The sequence below is a fragment of the Streptococcus dysgalactiae subsp. dysgalactiae genome, from assembly GCF_900459225.1.
GTDB classification, from domain to species: domain Bacteria; phylum Bacillota; class Bacilli; order Lactobacillales; family Streptococcaceae; genus Streptococcus; species Streptococcus dysgalactiae.
The window spans coordinates 1,533,602-1,553,023 of the sequence record NZ_UHFH01000003.1; the positions used below are offsets into that span (position 1 = coordinate 1,533,602).

General features: G+C 40.6%; 18 protein-coding genes and 1 pseudogene. 1 reads left to right on the forward strand and 18 read right to left on the reverse strand.

Features of this window, described 5'->3' with window-relative positions:
• Window positions 1-206 precede the first annotated feature (206 nt).
• From DYD17_RS07905 to DYD17_RS07955, 11 genes and pseudogenes are all read right to left on the reverse strand, one after another.
• The gene (locus DYD17_RS07905) at window positions 207-1,244 is read right to left on the reverse strand and encodes a SepM family pheromone-processing serine protease (protein WP_115253017.1); all 1,038 of its coding nucleotides are present in this window, start codon (window positions 1,242-1,244) and stop codon (window positions 207-209) included.
• Window positions 1,231-1,722 (reverse strand): pantetheine-phosphate adenylyltransferase, encoded by a 492-nt coding sequence (coaD, locus tag DYD17_RS07910; protein ID WP_003051905.1) that lies wholly within the window; start codon window positions 1,720-1,722, stop codon window positions 1,231-1,233. The genes DYD17_RS07905 and coaD overlap by 14 nt, the downstream gene beginning before the upstream one ends.
• Complete coding sequence (gene rsmD / locus DYD17_RS07915) at window positions 1,712-2,251, reverse strand: 16S rRNA (guanine(966)-N(2))-methyltransferase RsmD (RefSeq protein ID WP_003051907.1); 540 nt, start codon at window positions 2,249-2,251, stop codon at window positions 1,712-1,714. The genes coaD and rsmD overlap by 11 nt, the downstream gene beginning before the upstream one ends.
• Window positions 2,252-2,485: 234 nt before the next feature.
• On the reverse strand, window positions 2,486-3,478 hold the full coding sequence (gene asnA / locus DYD17_RS07920) for an aspartate--ammonia ligase (protein ID WP_003051908.1): 993 nt from the start codon (window positions 3,476-3,478) through the stop codon (window positions 2,486-2,488).
• Between the two features lie 325 nt (window positions 3,479-3,803).
• Window positions 3,804-4,754, reverse strand: coding sequence for a carbamate kinase (gene arcC, locus DYD17_RS07925; RefSeq protein ID WP_003051912.1), 951 nt, complete (start codon window positions 4,752-4,754; stop codon window positions 3,804-3,806).
• 19 nt (window positions 4,755-4,773) lie between these two features.
• Window positions 4,774-6,105: a dipeptidase gene (locus DYD17_RS07930; protein WP_115253019.1), complete on the reverse strand. Its 1,332-nt coding sequence runs from the start codon at window positions 6,103-6,105 to the stop codon at window positions 4,774-4,776.
• A gap of 16 nt (window positions 6,106-6,121) precedes the next feature.
• Window positions 6,122-7,615: a YfcC family protein gene (locus DYD17_RS07935; protein WP_003051915.1), complete on the reverse strand. Its 1,494-nt coding sequence runs from the start codon at window positions 7,613-7,615 to the stop codon at window positions 6,122-6,124.
• A 170-nt stretch (window positions 7,616-7,785) separates the two neighbouring features.
• A complete protein-coding gene (gene argF / locus DYD17_RS07940) occupies window positions 7,786-8,799 on the reverse strand; it encodes an ornithine carbamoyltransferase (protein ID WP_003051917.1) in 1,014 nt (337 codons plus the stop codon).
• 123 nt (window positions 8,800-8,922) lie between these two features.
• Window positions 8,923-9,356 (reverse strand): annotated as a pseudogene (locus DYD17_RS07945) (GNAT family N-acetyltransferase).
• Window positions 9,357-9,362: 6 nt separating this feature from the next.
• Window positions 9,363-10,598: an arginine deiminase gene (gene arcA, locus DYD17_RS07950; RefSeq protein WP_115246259.1), complete on the reverse strand. Its 1,236-nt coding sequence runs from the start codon at window positions 10,596-10,598 to the stop codon at window positions 9,363-9,365.
• Between the two features lie 275 nt (window positions 10,599-10,873).
• Complete coding sequence (locus DYD17_RS07955; RefSeq protein ID WP_003051925.1) at window positions 10,874-11,554, reverse strand: Crp/Fnr family transcriptional regulator; 681 nt, start codon at window positions 11,552-11,554, stop codon at window positions 10,874-10,876.
• Between the two features lie 141 nt (window positions 11,555-11,695).
• Between DYD17_RS07955 and DYD17_RS07960 the strand changes: the two genes are divergently transcribed.
• On the forward strand, window positions 11,696-12,169 hold the full coding sequence (locus DYD17_RS07960) for an arginine repressor (RefSeq protein WP_003051927.1): 474 nt from the start codon (window positions 11,696-11,698) through the stop codon (window positions 12,167-12,169).
• 177 nt (window positions 12,170-12,346) lie between these two features.
• On the opposite strand, the gene DYD17_RS07965 is transcribed toward DYD17_RS07960, so the two are convergent.
• From DYD17_RS07965 to ccdA2, 7 genes are all read right to left on the reverse strand, one after another.
• Window positions 12,347-13,063 carry a B3/B4 domain-containing protein gene (locus DYD17_RS07965; RefSeq protein WP_115276449.1) on the reverse strand — a complete coding sequence of 239 codons (717 nt, stop codon included), beginning with the start codon at window positions 13,061-13,063 and terminating at the stop codon, window positions 12,347-12,349.
• A gap of 22 nt (window positions 13,064-13,085) precedes the next feature.
• Window positions 13,086-14,165 (reverse strand): MmcQ/YjbR family DNA-binding protein, encoded by a 1,080-nt coding sequence (locus DYD17_RS07970; protein WP_115253021.1) that lies wholly within the window; start codon window positions 14,163-14,165, stop codon window positions 13,086-13,088.
• A gap of 72 nt (window positions 14,166-14,237) precedes the next feature.
• Window positions 14,238-15,971, reverse strand: a complete 1,734-nt coding sequence (locus DYD17_RS07975; protein WP_115253022.1) for a cache domain-containing sensor histidine kinase — start codon at window positions 15,969-15,971, stop codon at window positions 14,238-14,240.
• Entirely contained in the window at window positions 15,968-16,708 is a 741-nt protein-coding gene (locus DYD17_RS07980; protein WP_115253023.1) for a response regulator transcription factor, read from the reverse strand. The genes DYD17_RS07975 and DYD17_RS07980 overlap by 4 nt, the downstream gene beginning before the upstream one ends.
• Before the next feature lie 87 nt (window positions 16,709-16,795).
• Window positions 16,796-17,902, reverse strand: a complete 1,107-nt coding sequence (msrB, locus tag DYD17_RS07985; protein WP_115276450.1) for a peptide-methionine (R)-S-oxide reductase MsrB — start codon at window positions 17,900-17,902, stop codon at window positions 16,796-16,798.
• Window positions 17,903-17,941: 39 nt separating this feature from the next.
• Window positions 17,942-18,565 carry a TlpA disulfide reductase family protein gene (locus tag DYD17_RS07990; protein ID WP_115253025.1) on the reverse strand — a complete coding sequence of 208 codons (624 nt, stop codon included), beginning with the start codon at window positions 18,563-18,565 and terminating at the stop codon, window positions 17,942-17,944.
• Window positions 18,566-18,577: 12 nt separating this feature from the next.
• Window positions 18,578-19,288 (reverse strand): thiol-disulfide oxidoreductase-associated membrane protein CcdA2, encoded by a 711-nt coding sequence (gene ccdA2 / locus DYD17_RS07995; RefSeq protein WP_003051940.1) that lies wholly within the window; start codon window positions 19,286-19,288, stop codon window positions 18,578-18,580.
• Window positions 19,289-19,422: the final 134 nt, after the last annotated feature.

Genomic DNA, 19,422 nt, shown 5'->3' on the forward strand with positions numbered 1-19,422 from the left:
CAACTATTTTCTAGCATTTTAAAGAAAGAGATCATTCTTTTTTAGAACCACTAGTTCAACCTGTAAGCTATTAGAGCGTCGATTATCTTATTACTACCAGCTAAAGTTTTTAAGGCACATAAAAAAGCCAGCTAGATGAGGTCAAAACACATCTAACTGACTCAGCTGTTTCACGATTTAGTTGTCTTCTAGAGGACTAACCTCGTTTATTGACGAAGGTAGGCTAGGGCATCCTGAACAGTTGTTACAGGAACAATTTTCATTTTTGTTTTTAACTGCTTGGCTGCTCGCTTGGCCTCTTCATAATTGCTAATAGCTTTTGGATTGGCTTTTTTAACAGCTTTTTCCACAGGATTATTCGGCACAAAGAAAATCTCAGCACCAGCATCTGCAGCAGCAACGACCTTAAGACCCGCACCGCCAATATCTCCAACTTCACCATTTTTACCAATGGTTCCTGTCCCGGCGATATGTCTTCCTTTACGAAGGTCTTCTTTATTAATTTGGTCGTAGATATCTAGTGTAAACATTAAGCCTGCACTAGGACCCCCAACACCTTGGGTACTAAACTCGATTTTGTCTGCTGAATTGACTTTAGTATGGTCTGTTAAAGCAATGCCGATACCATTTTTACCATTTTTTAGTTTGATGATACGACCTGTTTCAGACTTAGATTCGCTATTACTAATAAACTGCACAGTCACCTTATCACCAAGTTTTAAATGAGAGACATAGTCCACAAGTTCTGTTGAACTCGTAAATTGTTTGTGATTCACTCCCGTTACCGTATCTGCTAAGTTTAAAGCACCTTTAAAGGTTGAATCCTTGCTAACATCTAACACATAGACCCCTTTGTAGTCCAAAGTAACTGGTTTGTCTGCCAAGGTCAATGCCTGATAGACCGCAGCATTTTGTGAGGTTTCCATGTAGAATTGATTAATGCGGATATAGTCTGCATCGCTATAACCGCCTGTGGTATCCTCAACTGAACTGATTTCAGTAAAAGGGGTTAGCCAAGCATAGAGCAATTGAGCTAAACTGGCTCGACTGAGACTGACTGCCACAAACTGATAGGAGCCTTTATCTTTATCTTCTTTGCCATTAACCTTGACCACAGATCGAATGTCATAGGCTCCGCCAGGCATTTCAACATAGTAAGGAAGAGGGAAAAAGAGGACGATAAGCAGAGCCACGAGGGCAATTAGGCTAATCAGCCACCATTTAATTTTTTTAATTGTTTTCATTCATTTTCTCCACTTGAGTCATAACTGATTGAGGCACTAGTCCTTCCAAAGAGGACTGAAAATGAATCAGCTCTCTGACTCGACTCGAACTAAGTTGTTGCCATTCATTTCTAGAAATGAAATAAACGGTCTCAAGTGTCGGAGCTAGCATGTGATTGAAATACTCCAAATTGGCTTCGTAATCAAAATCAGCACCGTTTCGTAGTCCTCTAACCAAGTGAGTGACCTGCAACTCTTTGGCTACATCAACAGCTAAGCGATTTTCTGCCATCACGACACTCACATTGGTCATTTCTGCTAAAGCCTGTTTAAGCATCAGTTGACGCGTTTGAGGGGTAAATAGCCCTTCCTTTATAGGATTATAAAAAATCCCGACATAGAGATGGTCACATAATTGGCTGGCTCGCTTAATAATATCCAGATGCCCATTGGTGACAGGATCAAACGATCCTGTATAAAGTCCTATTTTACTTGACATATACTGTTACCTTACTAATACCATAGGTTTTCTCTTTCCAAATCCCTAAGTTTGTAATTTCCTCTGGTAAAACCACGTTTTTATCCGTTTCGCACACCACCATAACGTCGTCACTCAATAACTCATTGGCAGCCAGAGCTTCAATGTTAGCGACAATAGTTTCCTTAGCATAAGGAGGATCCAAAAATACCAAATCGAATTGGCCACTCAACTGATGAATAGCACGTTCAGCCTCCATTTTCAGGAGAGTAAACTGTTGTTCTGCTTTGGTCATCTTGATGTTTTCTTGGATAATAGCCTGCGCCTTACGATCACGTTCTACCAAAACAGCAGATGACATGCCGCGAGAAACCGCTTCAATAGACAAACCACCAGACCCTGAAAATAAGTCTAGAACCCGACCCCCATCAAAATAGGGTCCAATCATGCTAAAAATCGCCCCTCTAACTTTATCAGATGTAGGACGAGTTGTTTTACCATCGAGCGTCTTCAAGGGACGCCCGCCAAATTCACCAGATACAATTCTCATACCATTCATTATAGCAAATTTCTAAGGTCAAACCTTAAAAATAATTTCTTTTTTCAAAATTCTTAGTAACTAACCTTAAAAATAATTTCTTTTTTCAAAATTCTTAGTAACTAACCTTAAAAAAAGGCTAGGACAAGGGTCCAAAGCCTTTACTGAGTTCAAAAATAATCGTCACTAAGATTAAAAGTAATCCGAGTCGCCTGTCTGTTTTACCCACAGAATTCTGCGATTAGCTTACAAGATATTATCGTAGCTATCACGAACCTCTTGAGGCCATACGGAAGTTTGGACTTCTCCAATGTGTTTTTTACGTAATAAAAACATGGCCATACGTGATTGACCAATACCTCCACCGATGGAGAGCGGGAAGAGCCCATTTAACAAGGATTTATGCCAATCAAAAGCTAATCGGTCTTGGTCACCAGTAATTTCTACCTGACGTTTTAGGGCTTCCTCATCCACACGGATCCCCATTGAGGATAATTCAAAGGCTGAACCAAGCTGGTCATTCCAAACCAAGATATCACCATTGAGGCCATGATAGCCATTTTCAGATTCTGTTGTCCAGTCGTCATAGTCAGGAGCACGACCATCATGCGGCTTGCCATCAGGTAGGATGCCACCAATACCAATCAAGAAGACCGCACCAAATTCTTTGGTAATCGCATTTTCGCGTTCTTTGGGTGTCAAGTTAGGGTATTTAGCTACCAATTCTTCGGTGTGAATGAAGGTAATTTTCTTTGGTAGAACCGCTTCAATATCATAACGGGCTTCAACAGCTAATTCGGTTAGACGAATCACCTTATAAATGGTTTCAACGGTTTCTTTGAGATAGGCTAGGTTGCGCTTGCCATCAGGAATGACCTTTTCCCAATCCCATTGATCAACATACACCGAGTGGGTTTGGTCAAGTGAATCCTCATCAGGTCGGAGAGCCTTCATATTAACAACAAGACCTTCACCTTCATTAAAGCCAAAACGGGCTAAGGTGTGACGTTTCCATTTTGCTAGTGAATGCACAACTTCAAAGGTTGCATTAGGAATATTCAAGACATTGACAGATACTGGATTTTCAATACCGGACAAATTATCTTGCATACCATCCCCGACCCGACTTAAAATGGGTCCTTGCACTTCAACAACATCAAGTTTAGCAATCAAATACTGTGTGAACGTATTTTTAACAAATGAAATCTCCTCTTGTTGATGAATAAAACTTTTCTTCATAGCTCCTCCTTCTTTTTTGGTGACCTCTTGGGTCTATTAGAATCAGCAACATTAGTAAAAGCTGAACCTAGCCTACTCTTATTTAATTTATTGTTGAAAAATAAAAAATAGTATGACTATTATACACTTATTAAAAGTAAAAGAAAAGACCAATTTCATTGAAATTTAGCCTTTCTTGTTAAATATAATGAGTCCTATCGTGAGAGCTATCATGAGGATTGAAAGCGTTAGAAGAGTCAAATCAATGATATCATCAAGAACAAATGATTCGTCGTTCCCGAATGGATTGTCTGACTAGTCAGTGACTTGACGAAAGTCCTCTTGTTTAGCCTGCGATAATTTGTGTACCAGCATTTGCTGACAACACATTGTCAATGTTTTCGAGTGATGTGATAATGGCTTTGGCATTTGGTTTGTTTTCCACAAAAGCAATGGCAGCTTCCACTTTTGGTAACATACTACCTGGTGCAAATTGGTCTTGTGTGATGTACTCTTTCATTTGAGAGACCGTTACTTCTTCCAATTTTGTTTGATCAGGTTTGTTGAAGTTAACATAAACATTGTCAACCCCTGTCAAAACGATAAAGAGGTCTGCATCCACCAATTCTGAAAGGGTTTGGCTAGCAAAGTCCTTGTCAATAACGGCTTCCACACCCGTAAGGGTCTTGCTAGTTGCATCTTCCACAACAGGCACACCGCCACCACCAGCACTAACCACAACGACGCCAGAATCAACCAGACTTCTGATGACGTTGGCTTCTTTAATGCCAACTGGTTTTGGTGATGGTACAACCTTACGCCAGCCACGACCAGCATCTTCTTTGAAACTTGCACCAGACTCTGCCATTTGTTTTTTGGCATCTTCTTCGGTAAGGAATGGGCCAATTGGTTTTGTTGGGTTTTCAAAAGCTGGGTCTTTGGCATCCACGATCACTTGAGTGACAACAGCTGCTACTTCTTTTTGAATGCCTTGGGCTTGCAATTCATTATCAAGGGCATTGACTAACCAAAAACCGATGCTACCTTCTGTCATGGCAACACAAGTGTCCAAAGGCATGGCTGGATTCTTTTCAGAATCTGCTGCCGCTTGTTGTAACAAGAGGTTACCAACTTGTGGGCCATTGCCGTGGGTCACGATAACTTCATGACCTTCTTTAATTAATTTAACCAATGATTTTGATGTGGAAATCAAGGCTTCTTGTTGTGCTTTTGCTGACGCATCTGTTGAAAGAATAGCATTTCCTCCAAGTGCGACCACGATTTTTTGTTTCGTCATAATTACTCCTCATGTATTGTTATCGCGTTAGTCGGTAAATAGCTTCCGCATAAATATCCATAGCGCGGTAAGCATCCGCTAAAACGATGTGTTCATTTTCTTGGTGTTCCGTTTGAACAGCATCAGGGAAAAGGGCACCAAAGGCAACACAATTGTCCATTGTTCTGGCAAAGGTTGCCCCTCCTGATGATTGGGCAGGGCTTTGATCACCGGTTTTTTCCCGATAGACTGTTAATAGGGTCGTTACCAATTCACTCTCTAATGGCACATATAAAGGTGCCAAATAATCAAATTCTTGGTAGGTTAGACCATATTCTTGCGCTTTTTGGCTTAATTGTTGGACCAATTTTTCCTTATCCGCCAGAACTGGAATCCGAATGTCTAGGCGAATTTCTGCCTTATCTTTGGTTAAGGTAAGCCCTGCGGCGTTAAAACTCAATTTGCCTGAAGGTTCATCTTCGACTGGTCCAAAAATGTTGATTGCTCTGCCATCTTCATCAACGACATTGGCAAGGAAATCAAGGGTTTCATTGGGTTCAAGGACCACTAAGGCTTTGGCAAGTCTGATGAGGGCATTGATCCCATCCGGAGCATCTTTAGCATGCTGAGCGAGACCATAAACCGTTAAACTGTCCTCTTTGACGACATACTCAAAGCCAAGCTTATCTAGTTCTTTTTGCAATGTCTCCAGCTTATCACCTTGATAAGAGGCTCTTGCAGGAACAACATTGTAGGCTTGTCCGATTTCAAGTGACAGTTTATCAGAACCTTTCCCCACTAGTTTTGCCTGAAGTAGGCCTTTTTCGGCATAAGTTAATGGAAAACTTGAGTCAGGAGCAAACCCAAAGGTCGCTTTTTCTTCTAGCTCATTGTAGCGATTCATGCACCGCCACAAGGTTTCTTCGTCTGTCCCGAAAATAAAGCGAATGCGTTTATTAAAGGTTACACCTGCATCTATCAAGGCTTTGGTGGCAAAAAGCGCCATCATGCTAGGCCCTTTGTCGTCTTGAGTACCGCGCCCAAACAAACAACCATCGGCTTCGACACAGTCAAATGGATCTGTCTGCCATAACTGACGGTCCCCTTCTGGGACAACATCTAAATGGCACAGAATAGCCAAGACCTCTTTTTGATTACCTAACTCAGCATAACCATAATAACCCTTAGGATCTATATAAGTATGGAAGCCAAGGCCTTGACATAAGTTTAAAGTGGCTTCAAGAACGTCTTGAATGGCCTGTCCAAAAGGTGTGCCATTTTCCCCTTCATTAAGAACAGAAGGGTAGGAAACAATCTGTTTAATGGCAGCCACACAGGCCTCTTGATGTTGGGGGTTGATATAGGATTCCATAGGAACCTCCTATCTGTTAAAAGAATGTTGCAACTACAAGTAATAGCACGCTCACAAGCATTACCATTACAATAAATTTACCAATGAATTTCCACCAAGTACCAAGGTCAACTCGACCAAGCGCAAGAGCTCCCATAACGATTGCTGAAGTTGGAGAAATCATGTTCAAAATACCAGAAGCTGACTGGAAGGCTGTAATAACAAGATGGGCAGGAACATTTGAGAATTGTCCAAGCGGTGCCATAATACCCATTGTTGCCCCAGCAAGTCCTGATGTTGATGGAATCAAGAAGGACATTGGGAGATAGAAAATATAGGCAAGAATGATAAAGACTTGAGAAGACAATCCTGAAAGTCCAGTTTCACCCCAGTGAAGAATAGTGGCTGTAATCATACCGCCGTTCATGATAACTTGAATACCACGCGCAATTGCACAGATTATGGCTACGCCCAAGAATTCACCTGCACCAGTCAAGAAGGAACTAAGGAAATCATCTTCACTCATACGATAAACGATAGCAACCAATACCCCCATCATGATAAAGAGCATAGTAATTTCTGGGAAGTACCATGTACCAAATGCTCCCATGGTTTTCCCAATAGCGCCACCTAAAATAGGCATAGTGGTTAACCAAGTATTAATATTAGTAAATAGCTTGATACCAAAATCTTCCCACGGAATCAAACTAAGAATCATAATGACAAAAGTCAAGGTAAAAATAGCAAGAACATGACGTTGGCGTTTGCTTAGTTCTTCACCAGAATTTTGCAATTGGAAAAATTCCTTATGCTCTTCTGCCTTGTCTGCAACCAACGATTTGCTTGGATCTTTTTCAATCTTACTAGCATAATTGTAAACGAACCAAATGGACATGCCGACAAGGATAAACCATTGAATAATCCGCCAAATCATCCCGTCTGCAATACTAACACCAGCAGCATCTGCTGCTACACCTGTGGCGAATGGGTTAATTGTTGAAGCCAAACACCCAATTTGAGAACCAATCAGAATAATAGCCACAGCAACAATACTGTCAAAACCAACGGCAATCATTACTGGAATCAAAAGTGGGTAGAAAGCCATGGTTTCTTCACCCATACCATAAGTAGAGCCACCTAATGCGAACAAAGGAATCAAAATAGCAATCAGCATTTTTTCTCTGCCTTTGTTTTTACGAACAACAGATGCGATTCCTGTATCAAGGGCACCTGTTTTATTGACAACTCCTAAAAAGCCACCAACCATTAGGATAAAGAAAGACACTTGAATAGCTCCATCAGTACCTTCAACACCCAACATGCCTCGGACAGGCGCCATCAAGATGTCAAAGAAACCTTGAGGATTGGATGCCACAGTTTTGTAAGTGCCTGAAATAACGCCACCGTCTTTGGCAGTTTCATAGGCACCAGCTGGAATAAACCAGGTTAATACTGCCATAATGGCAATAATGATAAAAAGAACGGTGTAAGAAGAAGGGATTCTAAAGCCCCGTTTTTTTTCTTCTGTCATAATGATTACCTCTTACCTTTTCATAAAAATAAGCCGTCCCAGTTCCGGTCAAGGACACGAGAACCAGAACGACTTGTCATGTAGTTAAAGTACGTTTTTTAAGTAGTTAAATTGTTAAATTAAAGGGGTCACATTGATATGTGAAATGAGTTAAGGAGTACCAAACCTTATTACACTTTTGGAATAAAGAGGTTGCCAAGAGTTGCTGCCATGACCGCTTTGATAGTGTGCATACGGTTTTCAGCTTGGTCAAAATGACGAGCGTATTTACTGCGGAAGACTTCATCAGTGACTTCCATTTCTTTCACGCCGAATTTTTCAGCAACATCTTTACCATAAACGGTGTTGGTGTCATGGAAAGCTGGCAAGCAGTGCAAGAAGATAAGTTTATCATTTCCTGCTTTTTTAACAAGGTCCATGTTGACTTGATATGGTTGAAGCAATTCAACACGTTCTTTGAATTTGTCTTCTTCACCCATTGATACCCAAACGTCTGTGTAAAGCACATCTGCGCCTTTAACAGCTTCGTCAGCATCTTCTGTGATGAGAATACGAGCACCGCTTTCTTTAGCATAGCCTTCAGCTAATGTCACAATCTCTTCTTCTGGGAAGAGTTCTTTTGGTGAGAAGATATGAACATTAACCCCAAGGATAGCACCAGTCACAAGAAGGGAATTGGCAACGTTATTACGTCCATCACCACAGTAAACAAGGGTAAGGCCCTCAAGTTTGCCAAAATTTTCTTTCACTGTTAAATAGTCAGCAAGCATTTGGGTTGGATGCCATTCATCAGTCAAACCATTCCAAACTGGCACACCTGAGAATTCTGCCAATTCTTCAACCATACGTTGGCTAAAGCCACGGAATTCAATCCCATCAAACATACGACCCAATACTTTGGCAGTGTCTTCAGTTGATTCTTTTTTACCAAGTTGGATGTCATTGGCACCAAGGTATTCTGGGTGAGCACCTAGGTCAATGGCTGCTGTTGTAAAAGCTGCACGCGTACGAGTTGATGTTTTTTCAAACAAGAGGGCAATGTTTTTACCTTCTAAGTAGTGATGAGGCACACCACGTTTTTTCAAATCTTTCAAATGAGCTGAAAAATCAATGAGGTATTCTAATTCAGCGCGTGTAAAATCTTTTTCTGCTAGGAAGCTACGTCCTTGAAATACTTGTGTCATCTATTGTCTCCTTCGAGTATTAACTTAATCTTTGGGTTCATTATTTTTTGTGAGATAGAGATAGCAGCCTAATAGACCACCAACAATCGCAACTAGCATTGCTATGTCCATATTCTTCTCCCATTAAGCAATGGTTTTAACAAGGGATTGACAATACTCACCATCTTCTAAATACTTGGGACCATAGGCCTGATAACCTAGGCTTTCATAAAAGGTTTGTGCTGTCAATTCGCTGTGAATGGTTAGTTGGCGAAAGCCTTCCTGTCGGGCATAAGTTTCGAGCGCTTCATGACTTTAGCTCCATAACCCTGCCCACGATAGTCTGCTAAGGTTGCAATTCGTGTTAATCGTGCTTCTGTTTTCGTTTCAGCTAAAAATCGTCCTGTTGAAACGGGCTGGTCATCATCATAAACAACTGCATAAACCGTCCCTTTTTCATCATTGGCATCAAATTCATCTACCATGGCAATGTTTCGTTCAAGGACAAAGACACAGAAGCGAAGATACAGACTAGCTGCCCTTTGAAAAGGCTCCTGACCTACAATCACCTTTACCATAACTTACTAAATATCTTCACGTTCAAATGGCATTGACATACAACGAGGTCCACCACGACCGCGAACCAATTCACTTCCGTGAATCTTAATCAACTTCAAGCCTTTAGATTCAAGAATGGCATTAGTAATGGTGTTACGGTTATAAACCACAACCACACCTGGTGCGATAGTAAGGGTGTTAGAACCATCGTTCCATTGTTCACGACCTGCTGCTACTAAGTTGTCACCACCACAACGGATAAGGTCAACTTTTTCAACACCAAGGTTAGAAGCAAGAAGTTCTGCTAAATCACCTTTTTCTTCAACGATATGAAGTTCTTCATTGTCGTAAGTGACAGAGTAAACACGAAGGTCGCCTTCAATTTCTGGGTGAATGGTAAATTTGTCATAGTCGACCATGGTAAAGACAGTGTCTAAGTGCATGAATTTACGGTTATTTGCAAATTCAAAGGCCAATACTTTCTTGAAACCAAGATTTTGTTTAAAGATGTTAACCAACAATTTTTCAATAGAAGCAGCATCTGTACGTTGAGAAATACCAACCGCAAGCACATCTTTTGAAAGAACAAGTTCGTCCCCACCTTCAATACGAGTGGTTTCATTACGGTCATAAACCATAGGCACTTTGCCACCACCATAGATTGGGTGATGAGTGAAAATGTATTTACCATAAAGGGTTTCACGGTTACGCGTTTCTGAGAACATGTGGTTGAGAGAAACACCCGTACCGATAGTTGCGAATGGGTCCCGTGTGAAATAAAGGTTTGGCATTGGGTCGATCGCAAATGGGTAATTGGATTCAACCAAGTCAGTCAAGCCTTTTTCAGATGCTGGGATCTCTGGAAGTTCAGATTTTTGAACTCCTGCCATGGTTTTTTCAATCAATTCTTGATTGTCTTCGATAGCCATCAACAATTCACGAATAGCTTTTTTAGTAGCTCTTCCACGAATGTTAGCTTCGCTTAGGAACTCATCAATGAAAGCTTCGCGAATTTCTGGAGTGACAAGAGATTCTGCAGCTAAGGTTTCAAGATACAGTACTTCCACACCTTCGTCACGTAAAGCTTGGGCAAAAGCATCGTGTTCTTTTTGGGCATCCTCTAAGAATGGAATGTCATCAAATAACAAGCGTTCCAAGTAGTCTGGCATAAGATTTTCAATTTCCTTACCAGGTCTGTGGAGCAACACTTTTTTTAATTTTCCAATTTCAGAATAGACATGAATTGGTGTTTGAGCAGTCATAAGAATTACCTCTTTCTAAATGGTTTTTTGTGAATTCACCGTCAAGATTCTTAACTCTTGCTTACATTCCTAGTGTACTCTATACCTGGGATAAAAATAGGATATTTCTCACGTTTACTTTGTGTAATCGCTTACACTTTTTTGGTGGAAAATCTATCTTTATAAATTTGTATTCGTTTACTTGTATGTTTTTTACATTTTATTGTAAAAATTTATAGTTATAAATTAAAAAAAATCAGAAAAAACTTTTAAATAAGTGTTTTCTGATTGTGTTATCATTTTGTATACTGTAAGAAGTAATCTTTGTCTAAATAGGTCAAGTACTTCCCTTTAATGGTGATCAACTTGTCTTTTTTCAAGTCTCTCAACACATAGCTGACAGTTTCTCTTGTAGTCCCACTCATCTGGGCAATGTCAGTCGTAGTCAACTGAAAAGGTAAAGTATCACTGTCTTTCCCCATTTCCACTAATAAAATTGCCAAAGACTGAATCACACGAGAACTGGCACTTGATGTAATCAAATTTCGGACCTTCAACTCATGTAACTCGAGCAGCTTAGACATCTTACTATACAAGTGTTTCATTTGTTGACGGTTTTGGATGGAGTAGTCTTCAAAAAGTTCGGTAGGCAGGTAAAAATAGGTCACATCTGTCATGGCTACTACTGAAAAATGGTAATAATCATCTGTAAAGAGGCCACCGTAAGGAAAAATGGTGCCGTGTCTGATGAAATCCGTATACATGAAAGTTCCTGATTGATCGGACTGCTCCACCTTGAAATAACCAGAGGTCACTAGAAAAAGCTTGTCTCTCTTGTCCCCTTCGAAAAAAAGGATATGATCTTTTTTAGCTTTTCGGAATTCCATTTGACCCACAATTTTGTCAAATTGTTCAATAGAAAAGTGACGAAAATCATTTAATTTTCTAAGGTATTGGTAATCTTCTCTTCGAATCACATAAGCCTCCTTTTCTAAACGTCACTTTTATTTTATCATAAAAACCTATATTTTGTAAGCGATTCATCAAAAACTTTACACCTTCTTCTCTTTTTGCTATACTCGGATTGTTATCAATTACGTTAAAGGAAGATTATAAAAATGAATAAGAAAGAGACACGTCATCAACTGATACGTTCCCTCATCTCCGAAACAACCATACATACCCAGCAAGAATTGCAGGAGCGATTGCGTAAAAATGGCATTACCATTACACAGGCAACCCTATCTCGTGACATGAAGGAATTAAATCTGGTTAAAGTGACTTCTGGTAACGATACACACTATGAAGCGCTAGCTATTTCACAAACCCGCTGGGAACATCGGCTTCGTTTTTACATGGAAGATGCCTTGGTCATGTTAAAGGTGGTTCAAAACCAAATCATTTTAAAAACCCTACCAGGACTGGCTCAATCTTTTGGATCCATCTTAGATGCCATGCAAATTCCAGAAATTGTAGCAACGGTTTGCGGGGATGATACTTGTTTGATCGTTTGCGAGGACAATGAGCAAGCTAAGGCTTGTTACGAAACCCTCAGTCACTACACGCCACCTTTCTTCTTTAGTAACAAATAAAACTTCACAGAAAACCTTTATGTGATATACAATCTAGTCATCACCTTAGTTCTCACCTTTTACTAGGGCAGCAGCAAGATCTCATCAAAAAGCGAGTAAACGAAAACCTAAATGACAGGACATTCGTTTACTCGCTTTTTTGTTAACCTTCTATTTTACAAAACTCATCATACTAATCTAGTTTTCTGTAAAAAGTGTCACGTGTGGATTGTCTTTATCCAACATATGCAAAGAAGTGATTGCATGAAGGTACATTTTAGCGCTGCCTTCAATGAAGTCAAGAGCATGTTGTAACCTATTCTGACCTTCTTGATCAAGGGCTTCGATAATCAAAAAAGCATTTTTAGTGTGTTCTGTCACCATGGTGCGTTCACCATCTCGCCAGTTAAGGCAACGGCAAACCGCTCCAATATCATCCTTATAACACAGTTCATTCGGCAAGGTTGGGTTGTTGTCAGCATCCCCAAACAAGTAAAAGTCGTCACCACCATCTGTTACCGTCAAACGTAAATCTCCAACAAAACTGTCACTGTCTTCGGCTCCAACAGGTAAACCAAAACGTAGACTAACCGCATTATAAATATCCACTAGTGGGTTAATAGACGGAAGCGTTTGACCATTTGATACTCGCTTGAGAAGAGCTTCAATGCTAGAGCGAGCCCCTTTTTTGGTTTTAAATTGTTGATAGGCCTTGCGGTAGACTTGAACTACCTGATTATCACTAAAATTGTCTGCTGTTAAATAAGCTTTTGCCAACTCATGGCTGTCTCCTAATAGCTGTTTGACATCTTCTGGTGACTCCCCTTGATTCTGAACATCCTTTAATAAGACGACACCTAGTTTGGCATCTGGAAAAAGTTCCCAAAAACTTTGATCTGCTACAAATTGAACCATCTCTTATTCTCCTTTAGTCCCCTTAGTTATTTTCTTTAAGATACTCTTTTTCCTTTAAAAATGCAATTAATTGAGAGCTTAATCGTCTTGGTCCTCTCACTGCAGCTACGCCATGTTCTTTCATAAGATCAAAAGACAAGAGATCATCCTCGTACTGTTGGCATTTTCGGAGACGCATGAGTTTGTCAATGTTAGAATTTTTACGATAGCCTTGGTTAGATATATTGGTTTCTAGAACTTGGCAGGTATAGCGAATGGATTTGACTGGGGCTGTCATATAAATCAGCACGTAGTCTCCCACGGCAATACCAGCTTTTTGAGTCCATAAAATCACATCATTGGCTGCAAATTCTGCATCAATATCATAGTATTTCAAATTAGCTGGAATGACCCAATAATCAGGACCATTAGGATTAGAAAGACCCTTGGGGTTGACTAGTTGACGACTTTGAGTGACTAACCCCAAAAGCTGATCATCTGTTACTTTATCATCCAAGACAACACTAACCCAATTGTTTTTTGACATATGGTAGGCAGGGTAAATGCCCTCTTGCTGCAGTAACTGAGGTAAATTCTTGGGATTAACTTTGACAGTCATCACTTCACATATCTGTCCTACTAATCTCTCTGGTATCTGGTCCAATTTATCAGCCAAGAGAGAAAAAATCATGGCATACCATTTCCCCCCTACCCGATAAGTTGCAAGGTCTGGGTGCTTCTCAAAAGGATAGTCCATTGGGTCAGACCATTCTTTGGTGATATGCTTAGCAAGTCTATTAGCTTGCATTGACTGAAAAGGAGTGGCTTCAAAACAGGCTACTGATAAACGCTCCAAAAGTTCCAAATAGGCCGCTCTGACCTGCCCACTATAGGTTCCTTGGCAGGCTGCCTGTTGTAAAGGCAAATAATCCTCCTCCAAGTCACAATCAATAACCCTGTCCCAGATATTACCAGCCTCATCAATTCTAAGTTGCGCCTCAAATTCCTCTTCCATAAACTGTTCGTTATAGAAGTAACCATTGTCTCGTTTCTCAAACCCGTAAGCTATTAACTTTTCAACTATGGGGGTCTGTCGGCTAAAATAGTCAGTTGCTAAACTCATGATGTCCTTTCTAAGGTTCCTGTTTCCAATACCCTAACTTAGGTAAAAGGCTGACATGCACTTCCTGTAATCTTACTCGTTTTCCTGTGTGTTGTCTGCCATTAACTCATGCATTTTAGGAAGGCTTAATTTTATTTCAGTGAACTGGTCTGACTGACTTTGAATGGTCATCTGATAAGCCTCTCCATATTGGAACTTCAATCGTTGGTCGACGTTTTTAAGACCTACTCCTCCTCTAGTCAGTAAACTTTGACTATTGGTTAAAGCAGATGCTTCTATTCCTTTACCATTATCCCAGACGGTCAAAATCAGATGTTGAGCTGTCTCAGATACCGTAACCTTGATCATGCCCTTGTGGTCCACTTCTTTAATTCCGTGGTAAATGGCATTTTCCACCAAGGGTTGTAAGATGAGTTTAGGAATAACAAAATCGGCATAGGCATCTAAGCCTTGAACGTCATAAGTTAACTTGTCTCCATAACGCTGTTTTTGAATAAAGAGGTATTGGCTAACGTGATCCAGTTCATCTGCTAAACGAATATAATCATTCCCCTGATTAAGGGCCAAACGAAAATACTTAGCTAGAGACTTGGTCACTTCTACCACGCGCTTGCTGTCATTAAATTCTGCCATCCAAATAATAGTGTCCAAGGTGTTATAAAGAAAATGCGGGTTAATCTGACTAGCCAAGGCTTGTAACCTGTACTGCCCAATCGCCTTTTCCTTATCCGCAACGGCAACCATTAAGCTATCAATTTGATCTAAGAGCGCATTAAACTGCTGGGCAAGGTCTGTCAATTCCGGAGAACCCGTTTCTTGGGCGCGCAGCTGACGGTCCCCTTTTTGAATAGCCAGAATCACCTGCTGCAATTGTTGAATGGGACGAATCCATTTACGTAAGACTAAAATAGTCGTAAGGCCACAGATAAAACAGGCTAGAAGTCCCATCCCAAGGAAGGACCAAAAAATCTGACGTTGGACCCGGTGCAATTGGTCCAAGGAAGCAACACCAATCAAAGTCCATTGACTATTTGGAATAACCTTTTGATAAACAAAGGATGATTTATCCTTAGCGTAGCCATTTTTAATAGCCAAATAAGGTTTCATCGCAGCCATTTCTCGAGAAGAGCTGTAAACACTCTTTTTGGGATGGTAAACAAATTCATGCTTATCATTCACAATAAAGGCAAAGCCTTGGCGGCCTAGCTGGAGATGGTCTAAAGACGCTTTAATGGTCGGATATGCAATATCAAGTCTTAGCACGCCTAAATTATGACCAGCAGCATCCACTACTTCTTGTGTCACAGAGACTACCCACTCTTTTTTAGAGGAGAGGGACAGTTGTCGGGCTGGGGTCAAGACTGGCATGGCTTGACGGTCTATGGCTGCTTTATACCAGGTTTCTGCCATCATGTCACGGGAGGTTTTCATGGTCAACTGAGGTTTGGTAGACACAGTTCGACCATCCTTAGTCACCAGAACAGCTGCTTGTAAATCGGAATTGGTCGCAAGAATCATCTTCATGAGCTGAAGAACCTGCTTGTCGTCTTCTTGATGAATTTGACTAGCAAAGGCTTGAATTTCTGAATTTTTCGCCAGCACCGAAGTTGTTTCTTTGAGAGGCTTGATGTAAGCGTCAATGAATTGGGAACTTTGCCGGATGCTCTGCCGGGTATCACGTTCAATTAACTGCCTGATATTACGAGAACTGGTCTGGTAATAGAGTAAGCCCAGTGTGGTAATAAGGGCAAGCACCATGACAAAGATATACGAAATCAACTGAACCAGTAGAGGGTAACGCCTCATGCCCGTCCTCCTTTTTTATATTGACTTGGCGTCATTCCAATAAGCTGCTTAAAACGCTGTGAAAAATAATTCATGTCTTCAAAGCCCACTTGCTCCGCAATTTCATAGATTTTCAGGTCGCTAGTTAACAAGAGGAGTTTCGCTTTTTTCAACCGCTCTTGCACCAAATAATCTTGGAAGGGCAAGCCTAACTCTTTTTTAATGAGCACACTAAGGTAATTCGGACTAAAACCAAGCTGATGGGCTAGGCTTTTTAAGGTCAAGCTAGAATCGGCTAGTTGGCCTTGAATGGCCATAGCTAGTTCAGATACCTCTTTTGGAGATTGTTCAACCAATTCCTGAATGGTTTCTGTTTTCTTGGAAAGGTCTAATTTTTGCTGAAGCTTTCCTAACATGTCTTCTACATCTGACTTGGAAAAGGGTTTGAGCAAGTAATCATCTGCCCCTAACTTCAAAGCAGATAAGGCATAGTTAAAATCATCGTAACCCGTCAAAAATACCAGATGGGTTTGGGGGGATTTCTGTTTAATGAGTTCTGCTAGTTGAATCCCATTTAATTTGGGCATATTGATATCCGTCAAAACAATATCATAAGGCTCTTTCTGAAACAAGTCCCAAGCTAACTGGCCATTTTCTGCTTCGTTGACCCAATCAATCTTGAACTGGCTAAAATCAACCAAAGAACGAATACCCTGGCGCACAAGGTATTCGTCTTCTACAATTAACAATGAGTACACACGGTGTCTCCTTATCTTTATAAAGGGCCTTGTATGATCCTTTCATACTAGTCTTTCTTCTATTATATCAGATTTTTAGGCCTAACCCTATTCTACAGATGATAATAAATAACCATAGCCCTTAGCTTCCATATCAGCCTTTGGAATAAAGGTAATAGACAAGCTATTGATGCAGTAACGAAGGCCGCCTTGGTCTTTAGGTCCGTCAGTAAAGACATGCCCCAGATGAGAATTCCCTGAACGGCTGCGCACCTCTGTTCTCGTCATATTGAAACTCTTATCTTCCTTGTAACGAATAACATCTGGGCTGATGGGGCGGCTAAAACTTGGCCAACCGCAGCCGGATTCAAATTTGTCTTTTGAAGAGAAGAGTGGTTCACCAGTAACAACATCCACATAGATTCCAGCCTCAAAAGAATCCCAATAGCGGTTTGAAAAGGCTCTTTCGGTTTCATTTTTTTGCGTCACTCGGTATTCGTCTGCAGATAGTTTTGCTTTGATCTCATCTGCACTTGGTTTTGGGTACTTGCTTTCATCAATCACAAGATAGGTAGCTTGGTTAATATCAATATGGCAGTAGCCATTTGGGTTTTTCTTGAGGTAATCTTGGTGGTACTCTTCGGCCTTGATAAAGTGTTTCAATGGAGCCTTCTCAACCACAATTTTTTTCTTGTAGTCTTTAGCTTTTTCCTTGAAGACCTCATCAATAACAGCTAAATCTGCTTTGTCAGTATAGTAAATCTCAGTTCGATATTGACTACCGCGATCATTTCCTTGCTTATTAACACTGGTTGGATCAATAATTCGGAAAAAATGCAGAAGTAACTCTTTTAAACTGACACGGTTCGCATCATAGGTCACTTCAACGGTTTCTGCGTGACCAGTCTGATGAATTAATTGGTAGTTAGTAGTATCACCTCTACCATTCGCATAGCCTGACACCGCATCTAGGACACCATCTACCTGTGAAAAATATTCTTCAACGCCCCAGAAACAGCCACCAGCTAGGTAAATCACTTTTTGATCAACAGGAACATTAGGATCTAATTTAGTGGATTTGACTTTTTTAGCCGGTAGTTGAGGCTTGCCTTGACTAAAAGCCCTGGCTTGACCTTTCTGAATGAGAATAGAAGCACCGCCTATTAACACGACCACTCCAACAATAAATAGTAATAATTTCCATTTGTGTTCCATATGACCAACTCCTTTTTTCTAATCTTCGATTCATTCTTCCTAGTGAATAGCTTTTAGATTCTTTTGGATATCTGCTTTTTTAGCGTAACCAATGTGTTTCTTGGCAAGCACTCCATCACTTCCAATGAAAACTTCTGTTGGGTAAGATCTAACACCGTAAGCTTCTAATAGTTTACCGTCGGGATCTAACAAGACTGGTAAGTCCTTATAGTCTGTTCCTTGAAACCATTTCTTAAAGTCTGCTTCTGATTTCTCCCCTTGATGACCTGGTGAGACAACTGTTAAGACCACATAGTCTTTGTCGGACATTTTGGCAAGGTCTTCGGTATCTGCCAAGGTTGACAGACAGATTGAACACCAGGATGCCCAAAATTTCAGATAAACTTTTTTACCTTTTAAGTCTGATAGGCGATAGGTCTTACCGTCTACACTTTTAAGCTCAAAGTCAGGTGCCATAGGGCCTTCGTTGGTCATCTTCTTATCTGATGACTTATCTGTCAACATGGACTTGTCCTTGGAGGTTGACATCTTATCGTTTGTCTTTGTTGCCATGCTCATCTTGTCCTGAGTCATTTCTTTTTTAGCTATATTGTCTTGGGCTGAGCAAGCAGTCAACAAACCGAGACAAGCCAAACCAGTTGTTACTAATAGTCCTTTTTTCATTGTGTTTCTCCTTTATCCAAAAAGTTGTGCTAAGTTGTTTAAGGTTCCTGTCATGAGCAGAATCCCCATAATAATAATCAGAACGCCACCCACTTTTTTCAATAAAAGCATATGGGGTTTGAGTTTATTAAAATGTTTCAAAACAAAACCAGATGCAAAAGATAAGAGCAAGAAGGGAATGCCTAATCCTAGCGTATAGACAATCATGAGCAGACCACCTTGCCAAGCACCATTGCCCCCGGAAGCGACCAAGGCGAGAACAGAGCTCAAAACAGGTCCTACACAAGGCGTCCATCCAAAGCTAAAGGTCAAACCAAGGATAAATGCATTGAGCAAACCGTTGCGATTCTTATCATTATGGAAAGTCAGTGATTTTTGAAATTGCAGACGCTTAATGGTAATCAAGCCCACCTGATGAATCCCCAAAATGATGACCAAGGCTCCCAGTAAGTACCGAAACCATACCGCATAAAGGATATTTCCTAAAAAACCAGCCCCATAACCTAAAATCACAAAGATAGTGGATAACCCAAAAATGAAGGCTAAGGTCTTGACAATGCCATACCAATAGAGTTTTTTACCAAATATAGTCATTGTCCTTGAATCATCTGCATCCAGTAAAATGCCTAAATAAACAGGAAGGACCGGAAAGATGCAAGGAGAGAAAAATGATAACAAGCCTGCCGCAAAAACGGAAGCAATTAAGACGATTGATAAGGTCATAAACAACTCCTCTCTAAGGTTATCCTTATTGTATCTAAAGCAAGACAGACAAACCATAGACTGGGGTATGCAAAAACTTGAATTTGATACGATATCAGATAAATGATTGACTAAAGGGACGTAAAAACCCGACC

Bases quoted from the DNA above. Each gene is read 5' to 3' on its own strand.
- DYD17_RS07905 (WP_115253017.1), bottom strand. From the start codon at position 1,244: ATGAAAACAATTAAAAAAATTAAATGGTGGCTGATTAGCCTAATTGCC.
- coaD (WP_003051905.1), bottom strand. From the start codon at position 1,722: ATGTCAAGTAAAATAGGACTTTATACAGGATCGTTTGATCCTGTCACC.
- rsmD (WP_003051907.1), bottom strand. From the start codon at position 2,251: ATGAGAATTGTATCTGGTGAATTTGGCGGGCGTCCCTTGAAGACGCTC.
- asnA (WP_003051908.1), bottom strand. From the start codon at position 3,478: ATGAAGAAAAGTTTTATTCATCAACAAGAGGAGATTTCATTTGTTAAA.
- arcC (WP_003051912.1), bottom strand. From the start codon at position 4,754: ATGACGAAACAAAAAATCGTGGTCGCACTTGGAGGAAATGCTATTCTT.
- DYD17_RS07930 (WP_115253019.1), bottom strand. From the start codon at position 6,105: ATGGAATCCTATATCAACCCCCAACATCAAGAGGCCTGTGTGGCTGCC.
- DYD17_RS07935 (WP_003051915.1), bottom strand. From the start codon at position 7,615: ATGACAGAAGAAAAAAAACGGGGCTTTAGAATCCCTTCTTCTTACACC.
- argF (WP_003051917.1), bottom strand. From the start codon at position 8,799: ATGACACAAGTATTTCAAGGACGTAGCTTCCTAGCAGAAAAAGATTTT.
- arcA (WP_115246259.1), bottom strand. From the start codon at position 10,598: ATGACTGCTCAAACACCAATTCATGTCTATTCTGAAATTGGAAAATTA.
- DYD17_RS07960 (WP_003051927.1), top strand. From the start codon at position 11,696: ATGAATAAGAAAGAGACACGTCATCAACTGATACGTTCCCTCATCTCC.
- DYD17_RS07965 (WP_115276449.1), bottom strand. From the start codon at position 13,063: ATGGTTCAATTTGTAGCAGATCAAAGTTTTTGGGAACTTTTTCCAGAT.
- DYD17_RS07970 (WP_115253021.1), bottom strand. From the start codon at position 14,165: ATGAGTTTAGCAACTGACTATTTTAGCCGACAGACCCCCATAGTTGAA.
- DYD17_RS07975 (WP_115253022.1), bottom strand. From the start codon at position 15,971: ATGAGGCGTTACCCTCTACTGGTTCAGTTGATTTCGTATATCTTTGTC.
- msrB (WP_115276450.1), bottom strand. From the start codon at position 17,902: ATGGAACACAAATGGAAATTATTACTATTTATTGTTGGAGTGGTCGTG.
- DYD17_RS07990 (WP_115253025.1), bottom strand. From the start codon at position 18,565: ATGAAAAAAGGACTATTAGTAACAACTGGTTTGGCTTGTCTCGGTTTG.
- ccdA2 (WP_003051940.1), bottom strand. From the start codon at position 19,288: ATGACCTTATCAATCGTCTTAATTGCTTCCGTTTTTGCGGCAGGCTTG.